This window comes from Phaeobacter italicus (assembly GCF_001258055.1).
Lineage (GTDB): Bacteria > Pseudomonadota > Alphaproteobacteria > Rhodobacterales > Rhodobacteraceae > Phaeobacter > Phaeobacter italicus.
Genome location: NZ_CVRM01000022.1, coordinates 459,830 through 475,599, shown reverse-complemented (window position 1 = coordinate 475,599; position 15,770 = coordinate 459,830). Strand labels below are relative to the sequence as shown.

Sequence of the window (15,770 nt, the reverse complement as noted above, 5' to 3'; positions counted from 1 at the left end):
CAGAAAGGACCAAATGATGTCGCAACGTCTTGATTATTTCTCTGTCGCCGGTGATCTGTTCAAACCCATGATGGCGCAGGAAAACCTGTTCAAAAACAGCACACTGGAATACAGCGTGGTGGAACTGGTGAAACTGCGCGCCTCCCAGATCAATCGCTGTGCCTTCTGCATCCACATGCACACCCACGAGATGCGCGCCCATGGCGAAAGCGAGGACCGGATGCATCTGCTGAACGCCTGGCGCGAATCCCCGCTCTACACGCCCCGCGAACGCGCGGCGCTGGCTTGGTGCGAGGCGCTGACACGGGTCGAAACCACCGGCGCACCCGATGCCGACTATGACGCCGTGGCAGAGCTGTTTGACCCGCGCGAGCAGGTTCTGCTCACCCTCTTGGTCAGCGCCATCAACAGCTGGAACCGCATTGCAATCGGCTTTCGTACCGCCCACCCTGTGAGCGAGACCACCACAGGGGCCAACGCCGCGTGACAGCACAGACCAAAGACACAGGAACCGATGCGTTCCTGACAGCGCGGCCGCGATTGTTTGCGGCCGCCTACCGGATGCTGGGCAGCGTGACAGATGCCGAGGACATCCTGCAGGACGCCTATCTGCGCTGGCAGTCGGCCCCCAAGGGGGAGATTCTGGACCCGACCGGCTATCTCATGCGGATCACCACGCGGCTGTGTCTTGATCAGCTGAAATCGGCCCGTGCCCGGCGCGAGACCTATCCGGGCGAATGGTTGCCGGAACCGGTGCTGACGGATGATGCCACTGACCAGCTGGACCACGATGTCTCGGTTGCGCTTTTGCTGGCGCTGGAAACCCTGTCGCCTCTCGAACGCGCCGCGTTCTTGCTGCATGACATCTTTGACAGCTCCTTTGGCGATGTGGCCTCTGCGCTCAATCGCTCGCCAGAGGCCTGCCGCCAGCTCGCCACCCGCGCGCGGCGCAAGGTGCAGGCGCTGCGCCCTGACACCCCTCCGCCCCCGGCCCTGGACGACGATCAGGGCCGCACCCTGACAGAGGCGTTTTTCCGCGCCTCCAAAACCGGGGACACCGCCACGCTCACCCGGCTCCTTGCGGATGGGGTGCAGATGGTCTCGGATGGGGGCGGCAAGGCCACCGCCGCGCTCAACCCGATCTTTGGCCAGGCCAAGGTCTTGCGCCTGCTGGAGGGCCTCGCCCGCAAAGGCGGTGCGCAACTGCCGCAGCTCTGGCGGTTTTGCCATCTGAACGGCCTGCCTGCCGTGGTCAGCCGCGAAGAAGGGGGCATCGTTCAGGCGGCGGCTCTGGACATAACAGAGGGGCGGATCACGCGGATCTATGTGGTGCGCAACCCCGACAAAACGCGTCACCTTGCCCATCTTCTCGTTTGATACCAGGCAGTTATGACAGAATCGACACCAAAAACCCTGGGGTGTTGCGCCCCCTGCGCACGCTGGGGTGACGATCTGTCAGGACCGCAATGCTAAGGTACTCGCGATCGCGATCTTTCGCCGGTTTGGCACCCGGCACCCCAAGGAGACGCGCCATAGGTCTGATGACCTCCGGCGCCGTTGCACGACGTTACGCACACAGGGCGCGCTCTTGCGCCCTGACCCTCCTGCCCTTCCCGGGATCACCACCGGGGCGGCGCCGCCTTTTTACCTTCACCAAGTCCGACCGCAGGCATGTGACCCTAAACCGCCGGTTAGAGACAGAAGACAGCCAAAACGAAACAGACCGGAACGCAGCAGCGTCCCGGCCTGACAAAGCATGTCTATGCTGCTGATCTGCGCTTACAGCAGGCCCGCATGCGCCATGGCGGCATCAATTGCGGCCTTGGTGCTGTCTTCCAGACCCGTGAGCGGCAGGCGCACCTCTTCGCTGCACAGGCCCAGTTTCGACAGGCCGTATTTCGCACCCGCCAGACCCGGCTCGATAAAGATCGCCTCATGCAGCGGCATCAGCTTGTCCTGATACTCCAGCGCCAAGGCGTAATCCCCGGCCAGCGTCGCGGCCTGGAACTCTGCGCACAGCTTGGGCGCGACGTTTGCAGTGACGGAAATACAGCCAACACCACCGTGGGCGTTAAAGCCCAGCGCGGTGGCATCCTCGCCCGACAGCTGGATGAAATCCGCACCGCAAGATGCGCGCTGCTGCGACACACGCGCGATATCGCCGGTGGCGTCCTTCACACCGATGATGCGCTCCAGCTTGGCCAGTTCCCCCATCGTCGCCGGGGTCATGTCGATGACCGAACGACCGGGGATGTTGTAGATCACGATCGGAATATCGGCACAGTCGTGCAGCTCGCGGAAATGCGCGAGCAGACCCCGCTGGGTCGGCCTATTGTAATAAGGCGTCACCACCAGCGCGGCATCGGCGCCAACTTCGGCGGCAAACTGCACAAACCGCATGCCCTCAACCGTGTTGTTGGACCCCGCACCCGCAATCACCGGCACGCGACCAGCGGCGGTTTTCACCACCTCGGCAATCACGGTTTCATGCTCTTCATGGGTCAGCGTCGGGCTTTCGCCGGTCGTGCCAACCGGCACCAGCGCGCTGGAGCCCTGATCGATGTGCCACTCGACCAACCGTTTGAGCGTATCCAGATCCAGCTCGCCGTTGGAAAACGGGGTGACGAGGGCTGGCATAGAGCCTTTGAACATGGGCACGCTCCCTTTTGCTGTTCGTGTGGGCGGGCAAGACGCCGCCAAGGTGATGGACATGCCGGGGAATTGAGTTGATACCGGCAGGCCACGGTTTATCGTAGATGGCTGTATGCCCGGAACGTTGGAAAATGCAAGAGATGACACGCATTCTGGCCCTTATTATCCTCATTTCCGCCACTCTGGGCGGCACCGATGCCAAAGCGGTGGATCTGGGCCGCGCATTGGAGCTGATGCGCGAGGAAAAATGGCGCGAAGCAGGCCGCAGCGCAGGCCAGGAAACCACCATCGCCCGGGATGTGATCGAATGGCACCGCCTGCGCGCCGGCGAAGGGTCGGCTGCGGATGTCATGGCCTTTCTGGCGCGTCGTCCCGACTGGCCCGGCCTGCCGCTCCTGCGGCGGCGCAGCGAAGAGGTGATCGCCACCGCAAGCCCCCGCACGATTCTCGCCTTTTACGAGGGCAACCGCCCGCAAACCGCGCGCGGGGCGCTCAGCTATGCACGCGCCCTCAAGGCGGCAAATCGCGACGGAGACGCCCGCGCAGAGCTGGTCATCGCCTGGCGCAGCCTACCGATGGGCGCGGACACGCAGGCCGATTTTCTGAAAGGCAACGGTGACCTCCTCGCCCCGCATCACGCGGCGCGGCTGAACCGGATGCTGTGGGACGGGCACCACACCAGCACAGCGGGCGTCTTGCCGCTGGTCAGTGACGCACAGCGCAAACTGGGAGAGGCGCGTCTGGCGCTGCAAAAGGACGAACCGGGCGTGGACAGCCGGATCGCCGCCGTTCCAGAGGCGCTGCGCGATGATCCGGGGCTGGCCTATGACCGGTTCACCTGGCGCGACCGCAAGCGGCGGCAGAATGATGCGATTGAACTGCTGATGGATCGCAGCACCTCGGCCGAGAAACTGGGCAAGCCGGAAAAATGGCTCCGCCGTCGCCGGGATTTCGCGCGCCAGCTGCTGCGCGACGACAAATACGAACGCGCCTATCAGCTGGCCGCACATCACTTTGCCACGCCGGACATGGGCTATGGCTATGCCGACAGCGAATGGATCGCAGGCTATATCGCCCTGCGCAAGCTGCGCGACCCCGAACTGGCGGTCTATCACTTTGAGCGGTTTCTGGCGGCTGTCTCCTCCCCGATTTCCGTCGGGCGGGGCGGCTATTGGCTGGGTCGTGCCCATGCGGCACTTGGCGATGCGGACAAGGCGTATGCCGCCTATGCCCGTGCAGCGGAGTACCAGACCTCCTTTTACGGCCTGCTCGCAGCCGAGGCCCTGGGCCGCCCGTTCGACCCGGATCTGGCAAACCCGCCCCCAGTGCCGGACTGGCGCTCTGCGGCCTTCCTCAACACCTCGGTGGCGCAGGCGGGGCTGTTGGCGCTGCAAGCCGGCGATCTGGCGCTGGCTGAACGGTTCCTCACCCATCTGGTCGAGGGGCTGGACGCCGAGGCCGCCCGCCAGCTGGGAGAGATGGCCGTGGCGATGGATCGGCCACATCTGGCGGTGATGATTGCCAAACGCGCGGCCTCTGACGGGGAAGAGCTGGAAGCGGCCTATTTCCCGCTGCACCCGGTGGCCAAACGCGACCTGCCGATGGCAGAGGAAATGACACTGGCCATCGCCCGCAGGGAAAGCGAATTTGACCCAAGCGTCATCAGCCACGCAGGTGCGCGCGGTCTGATGCAGGTGATGCCGGCAACCGCCGATCTGGTGGCGCGCCGCATTGGCACCAGTGACGATCACTCCACCGGGCGGCTGATTTCCGACTGGCCCTACAACGCGCTTCTTGGCAGCAACTACCTGGCGGGCCTGGCCAAGGAATTCGACGGAAACGTGGTGATGATGGCAGCGGGCTACAACGCCGGCCCCCACCGCCCGATCGCGTGGATGGAACGCTATGGCGATCCCCGCGATGGCGAGCCTGACATCATCGACTGGATCGAACACATCCCCTTTAACGAGACACGCAACTACGTGATGCGCGTCACCGAGAGCCTGCCTGTTTATCGCGCCCGGCTGGGCAAACCCGCCCTGCCCCTGCCGTTTTCAAAAGAGCTCGCAGGCTCAACCCTTCTGGCGTTCGCGCCAAAGGGTGAATAGCCCCGCCGCCACGATAATGGCCGCACCGATGGCGACATTGGTGCGGATCACCTCGCCAAAAACCACCACCCCAAGCGCTGCCGCCCAGATCAGGTGGAAATAGGCAAAAGGCTGCACCGCGCTGGCCTCGGCCATCTCGTAGCATTTGATCAACAGCCAGTGCCCGGTCACGCCAGACACGCACAAAAGCCCCATCCACCGCCAGTCGCCGGGGCTCATCGGCTCCCAGTACCACATGCCCACAAGGGTCATCGCCACCATGCCCGCCACCCCGGTCCAGAAGAAACTGGTGGCGGTACTGTCGCGCCGCGCGGCGTAGCGCGTGATCAGACCATAAAGCGCAAACATCAGCGCTGAGATGAACGGGATGATCGCCAGCGGATCAAACACGCCAACACCCGGCTGCAGGATGATCAGCACGCCAACCAGGCCAACGGAAATCGCCGCCCACCGCCGCCAGCCAACCGTCTCGCCCAGAACCGGCCCGCTCAGGGCTGCAACCAAAAGCGGATAGCAGATAAAGACCGCAACGCTTTCGACCAGTCCAAGCACGGTAAAGGCATAGACCGCAACGCAGATTTCAGCGACCAGCAGCACGCCGCGAAAGATCTGCAAGCCCAGCTGATCGGTGCGCGCCGTTGCCCGGATCCCGCCCGGTGCACGGGCAGCAAGCGCGATCACGAACAGCGCAAAGAACCAATAGCGGATCATGATGACCATAAAGGTGTTGTACTGCCCCGCCAGATGCCGCGAGATCCCGTCCTGCAGGGCAAACACGATGGTTGCCGCAATCATCAAAAGCACACCGGCGGTGACGTTGTTCTTCTGGGTGATCCGGGGGGGATGGGGCTCCAGTACCTTGGCGTCGGGGCGCATGGTCATCGCAATCGTGCCTTTGTCATATGCCGCTTGCGCCCGAAACCGGGCGTGCGGGTCACTTCAAATCCGGCGGCCTCCAGCCCGCGGCGGACGAAACCCGCCGCTGTATAGGTTGCCGCACTGCCACCTGCCGCCGTGTGACGGGCGACCTCGCCCAGCAGGTCATCCTGCCACAGCTCCGGGTTCTTGGCCGGGGAAAACCCATCCAGAAACCAGGCATCTGCCTTGCCTGTCCACTCTGGCAGCGACACGCGGGCGTCGCCAGTGATGACATTGACCCGCAGATTGCCCAGGTCGCAAGAGCCCGTCCCGCCCCAGACCGCCAGGAACCGCTCGGCCCAGGGTGCCACCTCGGGAAAGGCCTGAAGCGCGCGGGCCATATCCTGCGTTGCCATCGGAAAGGCCTCGAAACTGGTGAAATGCAGCACCGATGGCGCGGCGCAGCCTTCCTGCGCCTGCTCCCATGCGCGCCAGGCGGTCAGCAGGTTCAGCCCGGTGCCAAAGCCCAGCTCTGCAATGTGGAAATCCGCACCCGCCTGTGCCGCATCGGCAAAGCGCGCCGCCAGATCATTGCCGTCCAGAAACACATGCTCTGTCTCGGCTAGCCCGTTCTGGATCGAGAAATAGGGATCATCAAACTGATCGGAAACCGGAATGCTGTCATCCCGCCAGCTGAGCCGTGCCTGCTGGTCTGCCATGCTATAATCCCCTAAGTGATGCGGTGGAACGGCGCGACACTGGCGAAAGGGTGCGAAAATGGCAATGGCAGATATCACCGTCCGGGGCGCCGGGATCTTTGGGCTTTCGATTGCATGGAGCTGCGCACGCCGCGGCGCATCGGTGCAGGTGATCGACCCCTTTGGGGCGGGCGCGGGCTCCAGCGGCGGGCTGGTCGGCGCGCTGGCGCCGCATGTGCCTGAGAACTGGAACCCCAAAAAACAATACCAGCTGGAAAGCCTGCTGATGGCCGAAGGTTTCTGGGCCGACGTGCAGGAAACCGGCGGCGTCTCTTCCGGGTATGGTCGCACCGGTCGGATCCAGCCCATCAACGACCAGCGCACTCTGGACCTTGCGCGCGCCCGCGAAGCCACGGCGCAGACCTATTGGAAGGGCGAGGCCGAATGGCGCGTCTGTCCGGTCTCTGACATGGGACCGTGGGTGCCGCCCAGCGCCACGGGCTATGTGGTCCACGACACGCTGAGCGCCCGGATGCACCCCCGCCGCGCCTGCGCCGCGCTGGTCGCGGCCCTTGCCGTCATGGGGGTAGAGGTTCAGGCAGAGGCACCTGATGAGGGGCTGGTGGTACACGCCAAGGGCTATGCCGGGCTGCTGGAGCTGAATGAAACACTGGCCGGTCCCGGTGGTCTGGCCGAGGGCAAGACACTGGGCAATGGCGTGAAAGGTCAGGCCGCGCTCCTGCGCTTTGCCGAAAACCCGGAGGTGCCGCAGCTTTATGCCGATGGTCTGCACATCATTCCCCATGCCGACGGAACCCTTGCCATCGGCTCCACCAGCGAGCGCGACTTTGACGCGCCGGACACCACCGACAGCCAGCTGGACGAGGTGATCGAACGCGCCTGCGCAGCGGTGCCGGTTCTGCACGGCGCTGAGGTGATGGAACGCTGGGCCGGTGTGCGCCCCCGCGCCCGCTCGCGCGCGCCGATGCTGGGGGCGTGGCCCGGGCGCGAGGGGCATTTCATCGCCAACGGGGGCTTCAAGATCGGCTTTGGCATGGCCCCCAAGGTCGGCGCGACGATGGCGGATCTGCTGCTGGACGGGCAGGATGATATCCCCGAAGGTTTCCGGGTCGAAGATAACTTCTGACGGTCAGACCAGGGGGCTGAAAGATGATCGCCTATATCACCATCGGATCCAACGACCTGCTGCGCGCCAAGGCGTTCTATCAGGCGATCCTGCCCCCGCTTGGCTATGATTTCAGCGAAGGACGCGAGGGGCTCAGTTTTGTGCTGCCCGTGCCGGAGGGAGAGCAGCCAAGCGCGCCAGATGTCTATGTCAAACGCCCCTTCGACGGCGCGCCTGCCACTGCGGGCAATGGCATGATGGTGGCTTTTCAGGCCCGCACGCAGGCCGAGGTGCGTGACCTGCACGGCGCCGCACTGGCCGCAGGTGGGCAGGATGATGGCGCGCCGGGGTTTCGCGCGGCCTATAGCGCAGGGTTCTACGTAGGGTATCTGCGCGATCCGGATGGCAACAAGATTGCACTGTTTTCCAGCAACCCGGATGAGCCGAGCCGCGACGACTGAGGGCGCGGAGCAAAAAAACCCGGAGCGCGGCTCAGACGCTCCGGGTTGGATCGACGGGGCGGTGCTATGGCTCAGCGCGCGATTTCCGCCTTCAGCTTGTCCATCAGCGCCTGCAGCGTCTCGACATACAGCTCACCCTTCAGGTGGCCGTTGTCGTCAAACTCCTGGTAGGAGGCCGCAAGATGGACCTGCGGGCCTGCCAGCACGCGGGGCTGGAACGGCACCAGGAAACTGCGCAGCAGCATCTGGGCCTTTTCCCCACCAGACCGCCCCGCCGCAGCGGACATGATCGCAACCGGTTTGTCCTGCCAGGGGGCATCGCTGGTGCGGCTGATCCAGTCGAGCGCGTTTTTCAGAACGCCAGAGGGTGCGCCGTTGTATTCCGGGGTCGAAATCAGCACGGCATCAGCGCCTTTGATCAGATCCGCAAGGCGCTGCACGGCGGCGGGGATGCCCGTGGCCTCTTCATCGTCGCCATTATACAGCGGCAGGTTCAGATCGGCATCGATCACCTCTGCGTCGCCGAACAGGCGGGTGGCTTCAGCCAGGAGTTTGCGGTTGGTGGCCTCTGCGCGCAGCGAGCCGGAGATGGTCACAAGGGTCGGGGTCGACATTTTCGGGCCTCATCATTGGGGTGTTGTCTCTGCCCAAGAACCTATTCCAAAGCCCGCCACAGAAAAGCCCGACCGCCGCGCAGTCACTGTGCAAAATAGAACATCAGATCGTAATTATAGACATAACTACGCGAAAATGCACAAAGCAACAATTCGCCAGACATGAAAATGGCCGCGCCCGGTGGGGCACGGCCAGATCAAAACTGTTACTGCAGCAAAGCCGATCAGCCCTGCGGGATCACCACGATTTCGACACGACGGTTGCGGGCCTTGCCTTCGGGTGTGAGGTTGGACGCCACTGGCTGGTCCTCGCCCCGGCCAATGATGGCCAGACGGTTGTAGGGCACGCCACCGGCCTGGATCTGATCCGCAACCGCGTTGGCGCGGCGTTCGGACAGGGCCTGGTTGTAGCTCGCGCTGCCGTCGCTGTCGGTGTGGCCGATGACCTGCACCAGGCTGTTGGGATAGCGCACGAGGCTCGCTGCAACCTTGTTCAGGTCAGAACGGACCGCAGGCGAAATGGCAGAGCTGTCGGTGGCGAATGTCAGGTCATTGGGCAGCGACACGATCAGCCGGTCCCCGGTGTTGACGATGGTGATGCCGTCGTTGGAGATCGACTGGCGCAGCTCGCGTTCCTGCGCGTCCAGCTGGTTGCCGATCACGCTGCCTGCTGCGGCACCGACGATGGCCCCGGTTGCGGCACCAAGGCCACGGTCGGAATCATTGGTGAGCGCGCCAACCCCGGCCCCGATGATACCGCCAATGATGGCCCCCTGCTGGGTGTTGCTGCCGTTGGTGCCGATGGTGGCGGGATCAGTACAGGCGGTCAGGCCCAGTGCGGCCGCCAGAATACCGGCGGTGGTGAGTTTCATCTGCATCATCAAACAATCTGCCTTTGTTCTCTCGACCGGGCTTTGCCCGGCCAGTTATCCGACGGAATATTGGTGTGCCCGCAGGATATCACAAGACATGGCCCTGTCCCCTCGGCAATTTCCCGCCAGCGTCACGGGACGGACAGCCCATCACCGGACCGCAAAGGATGCCCGACGGATCAGGCCGTGCCGCCCCGCTGCCCGTCATCGCGGGCGGCCTCATAGGCGAGCATGGCGCGCTTGACCGGCAGACCCCAGTGATAACCGCCCAAAGCACCCGATTTACGCAGCGCCCGGTGGCAGGGGATGAGCCAGCTGACAGGGTTGCGGCCCACGGCCGTTCCCACGGCGCGCACCGCTTTCGGGCTGCCGATGGACTGGGCGATTTCGGAATAGGTGCTGACATGGCCTGACGGGATCCGCAGGAGCGCCTCCCAGACCTTGATCTGCAAAGGCGCGCCGATCAGGTGCAGCGCGGTCTCTCCCCGCTGGGCAAAGGCCGCATCGACCATCGGGCGCAGGGCCGTCGGATCCTCGACGTAATCGGCATCGGGCCAGCGGCTGCGCATGTCTGCCATCGCAGGCTCTGCGCCGGTTTCGGCGGCAAAGGCCATGCCGCAGATGCCCTTTTCGGTGCCCATCACCAGCGCCAGACCAAAGGGGCTGTCAAACCACCCCCAGGAGATACGCAACCCCGCCCCCTTGCGGGCAAAATCGCCGGGGCTCATCGCCTCCCAGCGGACAAAGAGATCATGCAGGCGACCAGAGCCGGACAGACCAACCGCATGGGCGGCATCAAGGGTGGTGAAGCGATGCTGCAGGAGAGATTTGGCATGGCCGAGGCGCAGATATTGCTGGTAGCGTTTGGGCGAAACCCCGACCCATGCAGAAAACAGCCGCTGAAAATGCGCCGCGCTCATCCCCATCGCGTCGGACAGATCCTCAAGGCTGAGATCCGCCCCATCCGCATCAATCAGCTCGATGGCCCGTTTGATGACGCCGTAATGATAGCTCTGCTCTGTGGTGTCTGTGCTGTTGTGCATCGTGTCTGCCTCATCGGCGCATTCCTGTCCTGAGCCCACCCTACATCCATGACGCGTGACAGCGCGACCCGGATCTTGCGGGAAGTGATCTGCCCCGGTCAAACGCGCGTAGAGACTGTGGCACAAGGGTGTTCTGGTTAGGATCAGGACAACCAGTCCGGCTTTTCTGTTTGCGCCGCGCGCGGCTGCGCGGCATTAAGGAGCGCGATGGCCAAGCAACTCGATTATCATACGCTGCGCGAGATCTTCACGCGCTTTCAGGACGCCGATCCCGAGCCCAAGGGCGAGCTGGAGCACGTCAACGTCTATACCCTTGTGGTGGCGGTGGCGCTGTCTGCGCAGGCCACGGATGCCGGGGTGAACCGGGCCACGCGCGAGCTGTTCAAGATTGCCGACACCCCGCAGAAGATGCTGGACCTCGGCGAAGAGGGGCTGATCGAGCACATCAAGACGATCGGGCTTTACCGCAACAAGGCCAAGAACGTCATCAAGCTGTCACGCATCCTGGTGGATCAATACGGCGGCGAGGTGCCCAATTCACGCGCGGCCCTGCAATCCCTGCCCGGGGTTGGCCGCAAGACCGCAAATGTGGTGCTGAACATGTGGTGGCGCCAGCCTGCGCAGGCTGTGGACACCCATATCTTTCGCGTGGGCAACCGGTCCGGCATTGCGCCGGGCAAGGATGTCGACGCGGTAGAACGCGCCATCGAAGACAATATTCCGGCGGATTTTCAGCTGCATGCCCACCATTGGCTGATCCTGCACGGACGCTATCATTGCAAAGCGCGCAAGCCGCAGTGCCCTACCTGCATCATCCGCGACCTTTGCCAGTTTGAGGACAAGACCCAATGAAAACCTATCAACTCGTCGGGATCGGCAATGCTGTTGTCGACGTGATCAGCCAGTGCGACGACAACTTTCTTGAGCATATGGGCATCGAGAAGGGCATCATGCAGCTGATCGAGCGTGAGCGCGGCGAGGTGCTTTATGCGGCCATGCAAGAGCGGGTGCAGACCCCCGGTGGCTCTGTCGCCAACACGATTGCCGGCGCAGGGGCGCTGGGGCTGGATGCGGCCTTTATCGGCCGGGTGCATGATGATGCGCTGGGGCGGTTCTATGCCGATGCGATGGCCGATGACGGCGTTGATTTCGTGAACCCGCCGGTTGCGGGAGGTGAGCTGCCGACCTCGCGGTCGATGATCTTTGTCTCGCCTGATGGGGACCGGTCGCTGAACACCTATCTGGGCATTTCCTCGGAACTGTCTTCGCAGGACGTTCCCGACGAGGTCGCAGGCCAAGCGCAGCTGATGTTCCTGGAGGGCTATCTGTTCGACAAGGACAAGGGCAAGACCGCCTTTATGGAGGCTGCGCGCGACTGCCGTCTGGGCGGCGGCAAGGCCGGTATTTCGCTGTCGGATCCGTTCTGCGTGGAACGTCACCGGGCCGATTTCCTCAAGCTGATCGAAAGCGAGCTGGAGTTTGTCTTTGGCAATGAGGACGAGGTGAAATCGCTGTTCGAGACCGACGATCTGGATGCGGCACTGGCCCAGCTGTCGGCGATCTGCCCGCTGGTGATCTGCACCCGTTCGGCGGATGGCGCCACTGTCATCACCAAAGAGGGCCGTGTGGATGTGCCGGTTGAAAAGGTCACGCCGCTCGACACCACCGGGGCGGGCGACCAGTTTGCAGCGGGCTTTCTCTTTGGCTTGTCGCAGGGCCGCGATGTGGAGACCTGCGCCAAGATGGGCAACCTCTGCGCCGCAGAAGTCATCAGCCACATCGGCCCGCGTCCCGAGAAGGACATGAAAGAGCAGCTGCAGGCGGCGGGTCTGCTCTGACCCCGCTGCACCCAAGCGATGCGAAAGGCCATCCTTCGGGGTGGCCTTTTACGTGTTCACAGAGTCTAGTTCTGGGTCATCAGGAATTCGGCAACGGCCTGATAGGCTGGCAGAGATGTCGGGTCGATAAACCCGTTCTGCGCCCGCGGATAAGACGCCAGGCGCACCAGAACCATGTCGGCGGTGGGGTCGACATAGATGGTCTGCCCGTGAACGCCGCGCGCGGCATAGGCGCCGTGATCGTTGTGAAACACCCACCATTGGCTGGTATAGCTGCCGTTCGGAATGCTGGGGAAGCCGCTGAATTTTGACTGATCTCCTCCGCCTGCGATGGTTTGTGCCACCGCCGCAGGGAACACCCGTTTGCCATTCAGCGTCCCCTCGTTCAGCATCAGCTGCCCCAAGCGGGCGAGATCGCGAAGTCCGGCTGTCACCCCACCCCCGGCGAAAGGCACCCCTTTGCCGTCAACGGTTTGGTAGGCGTCCATCTCTGCCCCCATCGGCCGCCACAGCCGCTCGGAGGCAAGCTCTGTCACCGCCTTGCCAGTCACCCTGCTGATCACCCAGCCCAACATATCCGAATTGATGGTCTTGTAGTGAAATGCCTCGCCATGCGCTCCCTCCGGGCCGACCTGCTGGAGGTATTCCCAGTACCCGTCGGGACCATCGTAATCTGCCGGTTTTGGCAGCGGGCTTGCGGCGCGGGAATAGACCCAGATGTCTGCCTCCGGGTCCGAATAATCCTCGGAATACTGCACCCCGGTTGTCATATCCATCACCTCGCGCACCGTCGCGGTGGCAAATGCGCTTTGGCCGATTTCGGGAATGATGTCCTTGACCGTCAGACTGTCATCCAGCCCCCCTTCTGCCACCAGGATCTCAGCCAGCAGGCCCGTGATTGATTTCGTCATCGACATGATCGCATGTTTGCCATCCTCACGCAGACAGCCGAAGTAGCGTTCATAGACGACTTGTCCCTTGTGCATGATCAGCATGCCGTCGGTGTAATTGGCATAAAGCGACTGATCCCAGGTCATGTCTTCAGTCGCATTGGTCGGCCGGAAGGTCAGCGCATCGATCTGGCGGGCGAGATCTGCGAAACGGGCTGGGCTGGGATAGCTTAGCGGGATGGGGGCGCCGGTGCCGCGGCTGATTTCCTCGGTCGGCAGAAATTCCCGCAGGTGGCACACCGACCAGCGCAGTTTGGGAAAGCTGAAATAGTTGGCGTCCGGTTGGGTGATCAGCCGCTCATCAGGTGGGGGAAATCCCTGCATCCACCCCATCACGGTCGGATCAGAGTCCTGTGCCGAGAGGACCCCGGTCTCGGCAAGGACCATCTGTGCGCCAGTTGCCAGCGCAACCACCGCTGCAGCGACGCCCGCCTTAGAAGTTGAAAACCACATTTACGAAACCTCCCGTCCATGTTGATGCGCCTGCGCCCACGACCTCATCAATGCCGTCGCCGGGAAAGGAGACGGACAGGCCCGCAGTCAGAAACGTATTTCGATTGAGGATGCGGCTCCACTCCAGGAACAGATCGTCCGCAAGATGGGCGTCTTTCACCCCCGACACCAGATTGCCTGAGGCATCGACACGGGTGGCCTGGCCAAACTGGATCGGACTCTTGAGTTCGTTCGCGCGAATATGCGCATAGCGCAGGGTCAGCGTATCCTTTGGGCTGGGCTTGGTGCGCAGCGCGAGGGTCAGCGCCCTGACGTTCGAATTCAGGAAGGTCGAGGCAGATTTGGATCCCGTGGCCCAGGCGCTGGGGCTGCCTTCGTAAAACAGCGGGTCAAAGCGTTCGAGGCGCGGCGTGGTCGGATCATCCCCTGAAAACGTCTGATACCCAATCGTCAGGGAGGGGGACCAGGGAAGGGTTTCGAATGTGTAGCCCGCCGTCACCCGCCCGGCCCAGGCCCTGAGATCAATGTCGGAATTGCGTTGATAGGCCAGATCCGTCGTAAAGGTCCAATTCGACAGCGCACCACTGTAAGGGTTTGATTTTGCGTAAATGTTCAGCGTGTTTGTGCCGTTTCGGGCAGCGGGCAGGATCGACGGGGTCGCGCCAGCCTTGGGATAGGGCGCACCAGAGGAGAGAACATGCACAAAGGTCGCCCCCACATACCCGCCGGCCGCGTAGTCGTGACGCAGATCAAAGCCTGCCAGCTCGTTGCCATTGTCCTTTGAGGGCAGTTCATTGGGATCGAGATAGAACAAGGTGGCGGTTGTGCGATCAGACGACAGCCGCGCAATGAGTGCACGTTCCCAGGCCTTGCGCGGGCCGAGCTTCAGGGCCCCCCGTTCAAAGCCGCTGGTCGCACCATTGGAGATCAGCATGCCCGTGCCCAGCTTCAGCTCGCGCGCGCCAACAGAGACGTCATAGGTCAACCCGCCCGGGACATCGCCTCTGAGGCCCAGAAAATACTCTTCTGGTGTGGTTCTGCCGGTGTTGCCCGTGTCAAAGGCATCCCTGCCCCAACTGTAAGAGACCACCGCCGAGACCTTGCCATAGAGGGTCAGACCGGTGTCGAACTGGCGTTCGAAACTCAGCCCCGGCTTGAGGTAGAGTTCCAGCCATTCCGTATCCGCATCGAAGTTGGCGCTGGGGGCGGTCACTGTGGCGAGATCCCAGAACAAGTTCTGTTCGGCCACGGCGTTCAGACCATATTGCAGATGTGTTCGCACCGTGGTGCCGTTGGCGTCATAGAGCACCTTCCGGTCAGGTTGCTGCGCATGAGAGGGCGCGCCGTGGAGCGCGACGTTCATCAGACCGGCCGCAAGAACCACCCTGACCCCGCGCCAAGAGTTGCCATGCAATCTGCGAACTGTGCACGCGAACATCTGATCTGCCCCCGTTCGTCAGGGCCCGTTTGTTCAGGGCCGCCCGTTCCGGGAGAGGTAAATCACATTTCCGTTACGTCAAGACAGCCCGCATCCGCATCATGCGGGCGCGGGGCGCGGGGTCAGTCGTCTGATGCCACCTGCAGCGCCTTGGACAGAAGCGCGTTCAGTGCTGCCTGCTCCTTTTGGGTCAGCCCGGTCAGAAGCTCTGCCTGTGTCTGGACATGGGCGGTGGCCACCTCGTCGATCAGGGCAAGGCCCTTGTCGGTCAGTCCGATCAGAAAGCTGCGGCTGTCGTCGGGGTTGACGCTGCGCGACACCAGCCCTGCCGCTTCGAGCCGGTCGATGCGGTTGGTCATCGTTCCCGAAGACACCATCGTGCTGCGCAAGAGATCACCCGGAGACAGGCGATAGGGCGCGCCCGAACGGCGCAGGGTCGCCAGCACGTCGAACTTGGCCCCGTTCAGGTCATAGCGCGCCCAGGTTTTCTGCATGCCCTGCTGATAGGCCTGCGCCAGTCGCCCCACCCGTCCGATCACCGCCATGGCGGAGACATCAAGGTCCGGGCGTTCCTTTTCCCATTGCTGGGTCACAAAATCTACGTGGTCCATGGGAACTGTTTAGCAGTTGGTATCTTGACGTCAAGAGAATCGCACATA

Annotated in this window: 16 protein-coding genes; 7 read left to right on the top strand and 9 right to left on the bottom strand. The window is 63.0% G+C overall.

The genetic code is table 11. The features are described from left to right. Window positions 1-16 precede the first annotated feature (16 nt). Complete coding sequence (locus tag NIT7645_RS11090; protein WP_008563214.1) at window positions 17-487, top strand: carboxymuconolactone decarboxylase family protein; 471 nt, start codon at window positions 17-19, stop codon at window positions 485-487. Then, on the top strand, window positions 484-1,377 hold the full coding sequence (locus NIT7645_RS11085; RefSeq protein ID WP_008561844.1) for a sigma-70 family RNA polymerase sigma factor: 894 nt from the start codon (window positions 484-486) through the stop codon (window positions 1,375-1,377). Before NIT7645_RS11090 ends, NIT7645_RS11085 begins: the two co-directional genes overlap by 4 nt. A gap of 402 nt (window positions 1,378-1,779) precedes the next feature. Here the strand turns inward: NIT7645_RS11085 and dapA are convergent, their stop codons facing one another. Then, window positions 1,780-2,652, bottom strand: a complete 873-nt coding sequence (dapA, locus tag NIT7645_RS11080; RefSeq protein ID WP_008558780.1) for a 4-hydroxy-tetrahydrodipicolinate synthase — start codon at window positions 2,650-2,652, stop codon at window positions 1,780-1,782. Window positions 2,653-2,792: 140 nt separating this feature from the next. Between dapA and NIT7645_RS11075 the strand changes: the two genes are divergently transcribed. Beyond that, complete coding sequence (locus tag NIT7645_RS11075; RefSeq protein WP_037303070.1) at window positions 2,793-4,760, top strand: lytic transglycosylase domain-containing protein; 1,968 nt, start codon at window positions 2,793-2,795, stop codon at window positions 4,758-4,760. Here NIT7645_RS11075 and NIT7645_RS11070 read toward each other — a convergent pair. Beyond that, complete coding sequence (locus NIT7645_RS11070) at window positions 4,725-5,642, bottom strand: DMT family transporter (protein WP_037302679.1); 918 nt, start codon at window positions 5,640-5,642, stop codon at window positions 4,725-4,727. The genes NIT7645_RS11075 and NIT7645_RS11070 overlap by 36 nt on opposite strands. After that, window positions 5,639-6,337 (bottom strand): tRNA (5-methylaminomethyl-2-thiouridine)(34)-methyltransferase MnmC2, encoded by a 699-nt coding sequence (gene mnmC2, locus NIT7645_RS11065; protein ID WP_008560917.1) that lies wholly within the window; start codon window positions 6,335-6,337, stop codon window positions 5,639-5,641. The genes NIT7645_RS11070 and mnmC2 overlap by 4 nt, the downstream gene beginning before the upstream one ends. A gap of 58 nt (window positions 6,338-6,395) precedes the next feature. On the opposite strand from mnmC2, the gene NIT7645_RS11060 reads away from it, so the two are divergent. Beyond that, window positions 6,396-7,463, top strand: coding sequence for an NAD(P)/FAD-dependent oxidoreductase (locus NIT7645_RS11060; protein WP_008562391.1), 1,068 nt, complete (start codon window positions 6,396-6,398; stop codon window positions 7,461-7,463). A gap of 23 nt (window positions 7,464-7,486) precedes the next feature. Beyond that, the gene (locus NIT7645_RS11055) at window positions 7,487-7,903 is read left to right on the top strand and encodes a VOC family protein (RefSeq protein ID WP_050687060.1); all 417 of its coding nucleotides are present in this window, start codon (window positions 7,487-7,489) and stop codon (window positions 7,901-7,903) included. A 71-nt stretch (window positions 7,904-7,974) separates the two neighbouring features. Here the strand turns inward: NIT7645_RS11055 and NIT7645_RS11050 are convergent, their stop codons facing one another. From NIT7645_RS11050 to NIT7645_RS11040, 3 genes are all read right to left on the bottom strand, one after another. After that, the gene (locus tag NIT7645_RS11050; RefSeq protein ID WP_008562509.1) at window positions 7,975-8,517 is read right to left on the bottom strand and encodes an NADPH-dependent FMN reductase; all 543 of its coding nucleotides are present in this window, start codon (window positions 8,515-8,517) and stop codon (window positions 7,975-7,977) included. Window positions 8,518-8,741: 224 nt separating this feature from the next. Next, the gene (locus tag NIT7645_RS11045; RefSeq protein ID WP_037302678.1) at window positions 8,742-9,398 is read right to left on the bottom strand and encodes a YiaD family glycine zipper/OmpA-like lipoprotein; all 657 of its coding nucleotides are present in this window, start codon (window positions 9,396-9,398) and stop codon (window positions 8,742-8,744) included. A gap of 170 nt (window positions 9,399-9,568) precedes the next feature. Next, window positions 9,569-10,432: a methylated-DNA--[protein]-cysteine S-methyltransferase gene (locus NIT7645_RS11040; RefSeq protein ID WP_008559604.1), complete on the bottom strand. Its 864-nt coding sequence runs from the start codon at window positions 10,430-10,432 to the stop codon at window positions 9,569-9,571. 207 nt (window positions 10,433-10,639) lie between these two features. Here NIT7645_RS11040 and nth point away from each other — a divergent pair, with 207 nt between their 5' ends. Next, entirely contained in the window at window positions 10,640-11,284 is a 645-nt protein-coding gene (gene nth, locus NIT7645_RS11035) for an endonuclease III (protein ID WP_008561607.1), read from the top strand. Continuing rightward, a complete protein-coding gene (locus NIT7645_RS11030; RefSeq protein ID WP_008561943.1) occupies window positions 11,281-12,270 on the top strand; it encodes an adenosine kinase in 990 nt (329 codons plus the stop codon). Before nth ends, NIT7645_RS11030 begins: the two co-directional genes overlap by 4 nt. A 65-nt stretch (window positions 12,271-12,335) precedes the next feature. Here NIT7645_RS11030 and NIT7645_RS11025 read toward each other — a convergent pair whose 3' ends face one another. The 3 genes from NIT7645_RS11025 to NIT7645_RS11015 all read right to left on the bottom strand — a co-directional run bounded on the left by NIT7645_RS11025 (window position 12,336) and on the right by NIT7645_RS11015 (window position 15,722). Further along, window positions 12,336-13,673, bottom strand: a complete 1,338-nt coding sequence (locus NIT7645_RS11025) for a serine hydrolase domain-containing protein (RefSeq protein ID WP_037302677.1) — start codon at window positions 13,671-13,673, stop codon at window positions 12,336-12,338. Further along, window positions 13,654-15,036 carry an alginate export family protein gene (locus tag NIT7645_RS11020; protein ID WP_110732339.1) on the bottom strand — a complete coding sequence of 461 codons (1,383 nt, stop codon included), beginning with the start codon at window positions 15,034-15,036 and terminating at the stop codon, window positions 13,654-13,656. The genes NIT7645_RS11025 and NIT7645_RS11020 overlap by 20 nt, the downstream gene beginning before the upstream one ends. A 197-nt stretch (window positions 15,037-15,233) precedes the next feature. Further along, window positions 15,234-15,722, bottom strand: a complete 489-nt coding sequence (locus NIT7645_RS11015; protein WP_008561245.1) for a MarR family winged helix-turn-helix transcriptional regulator — start codon at window positions 15,720-15,722, stop codon at window positions 15,234-15,236. Window positions 15,723-15,770: the final 48 nt, after the last annotated feature.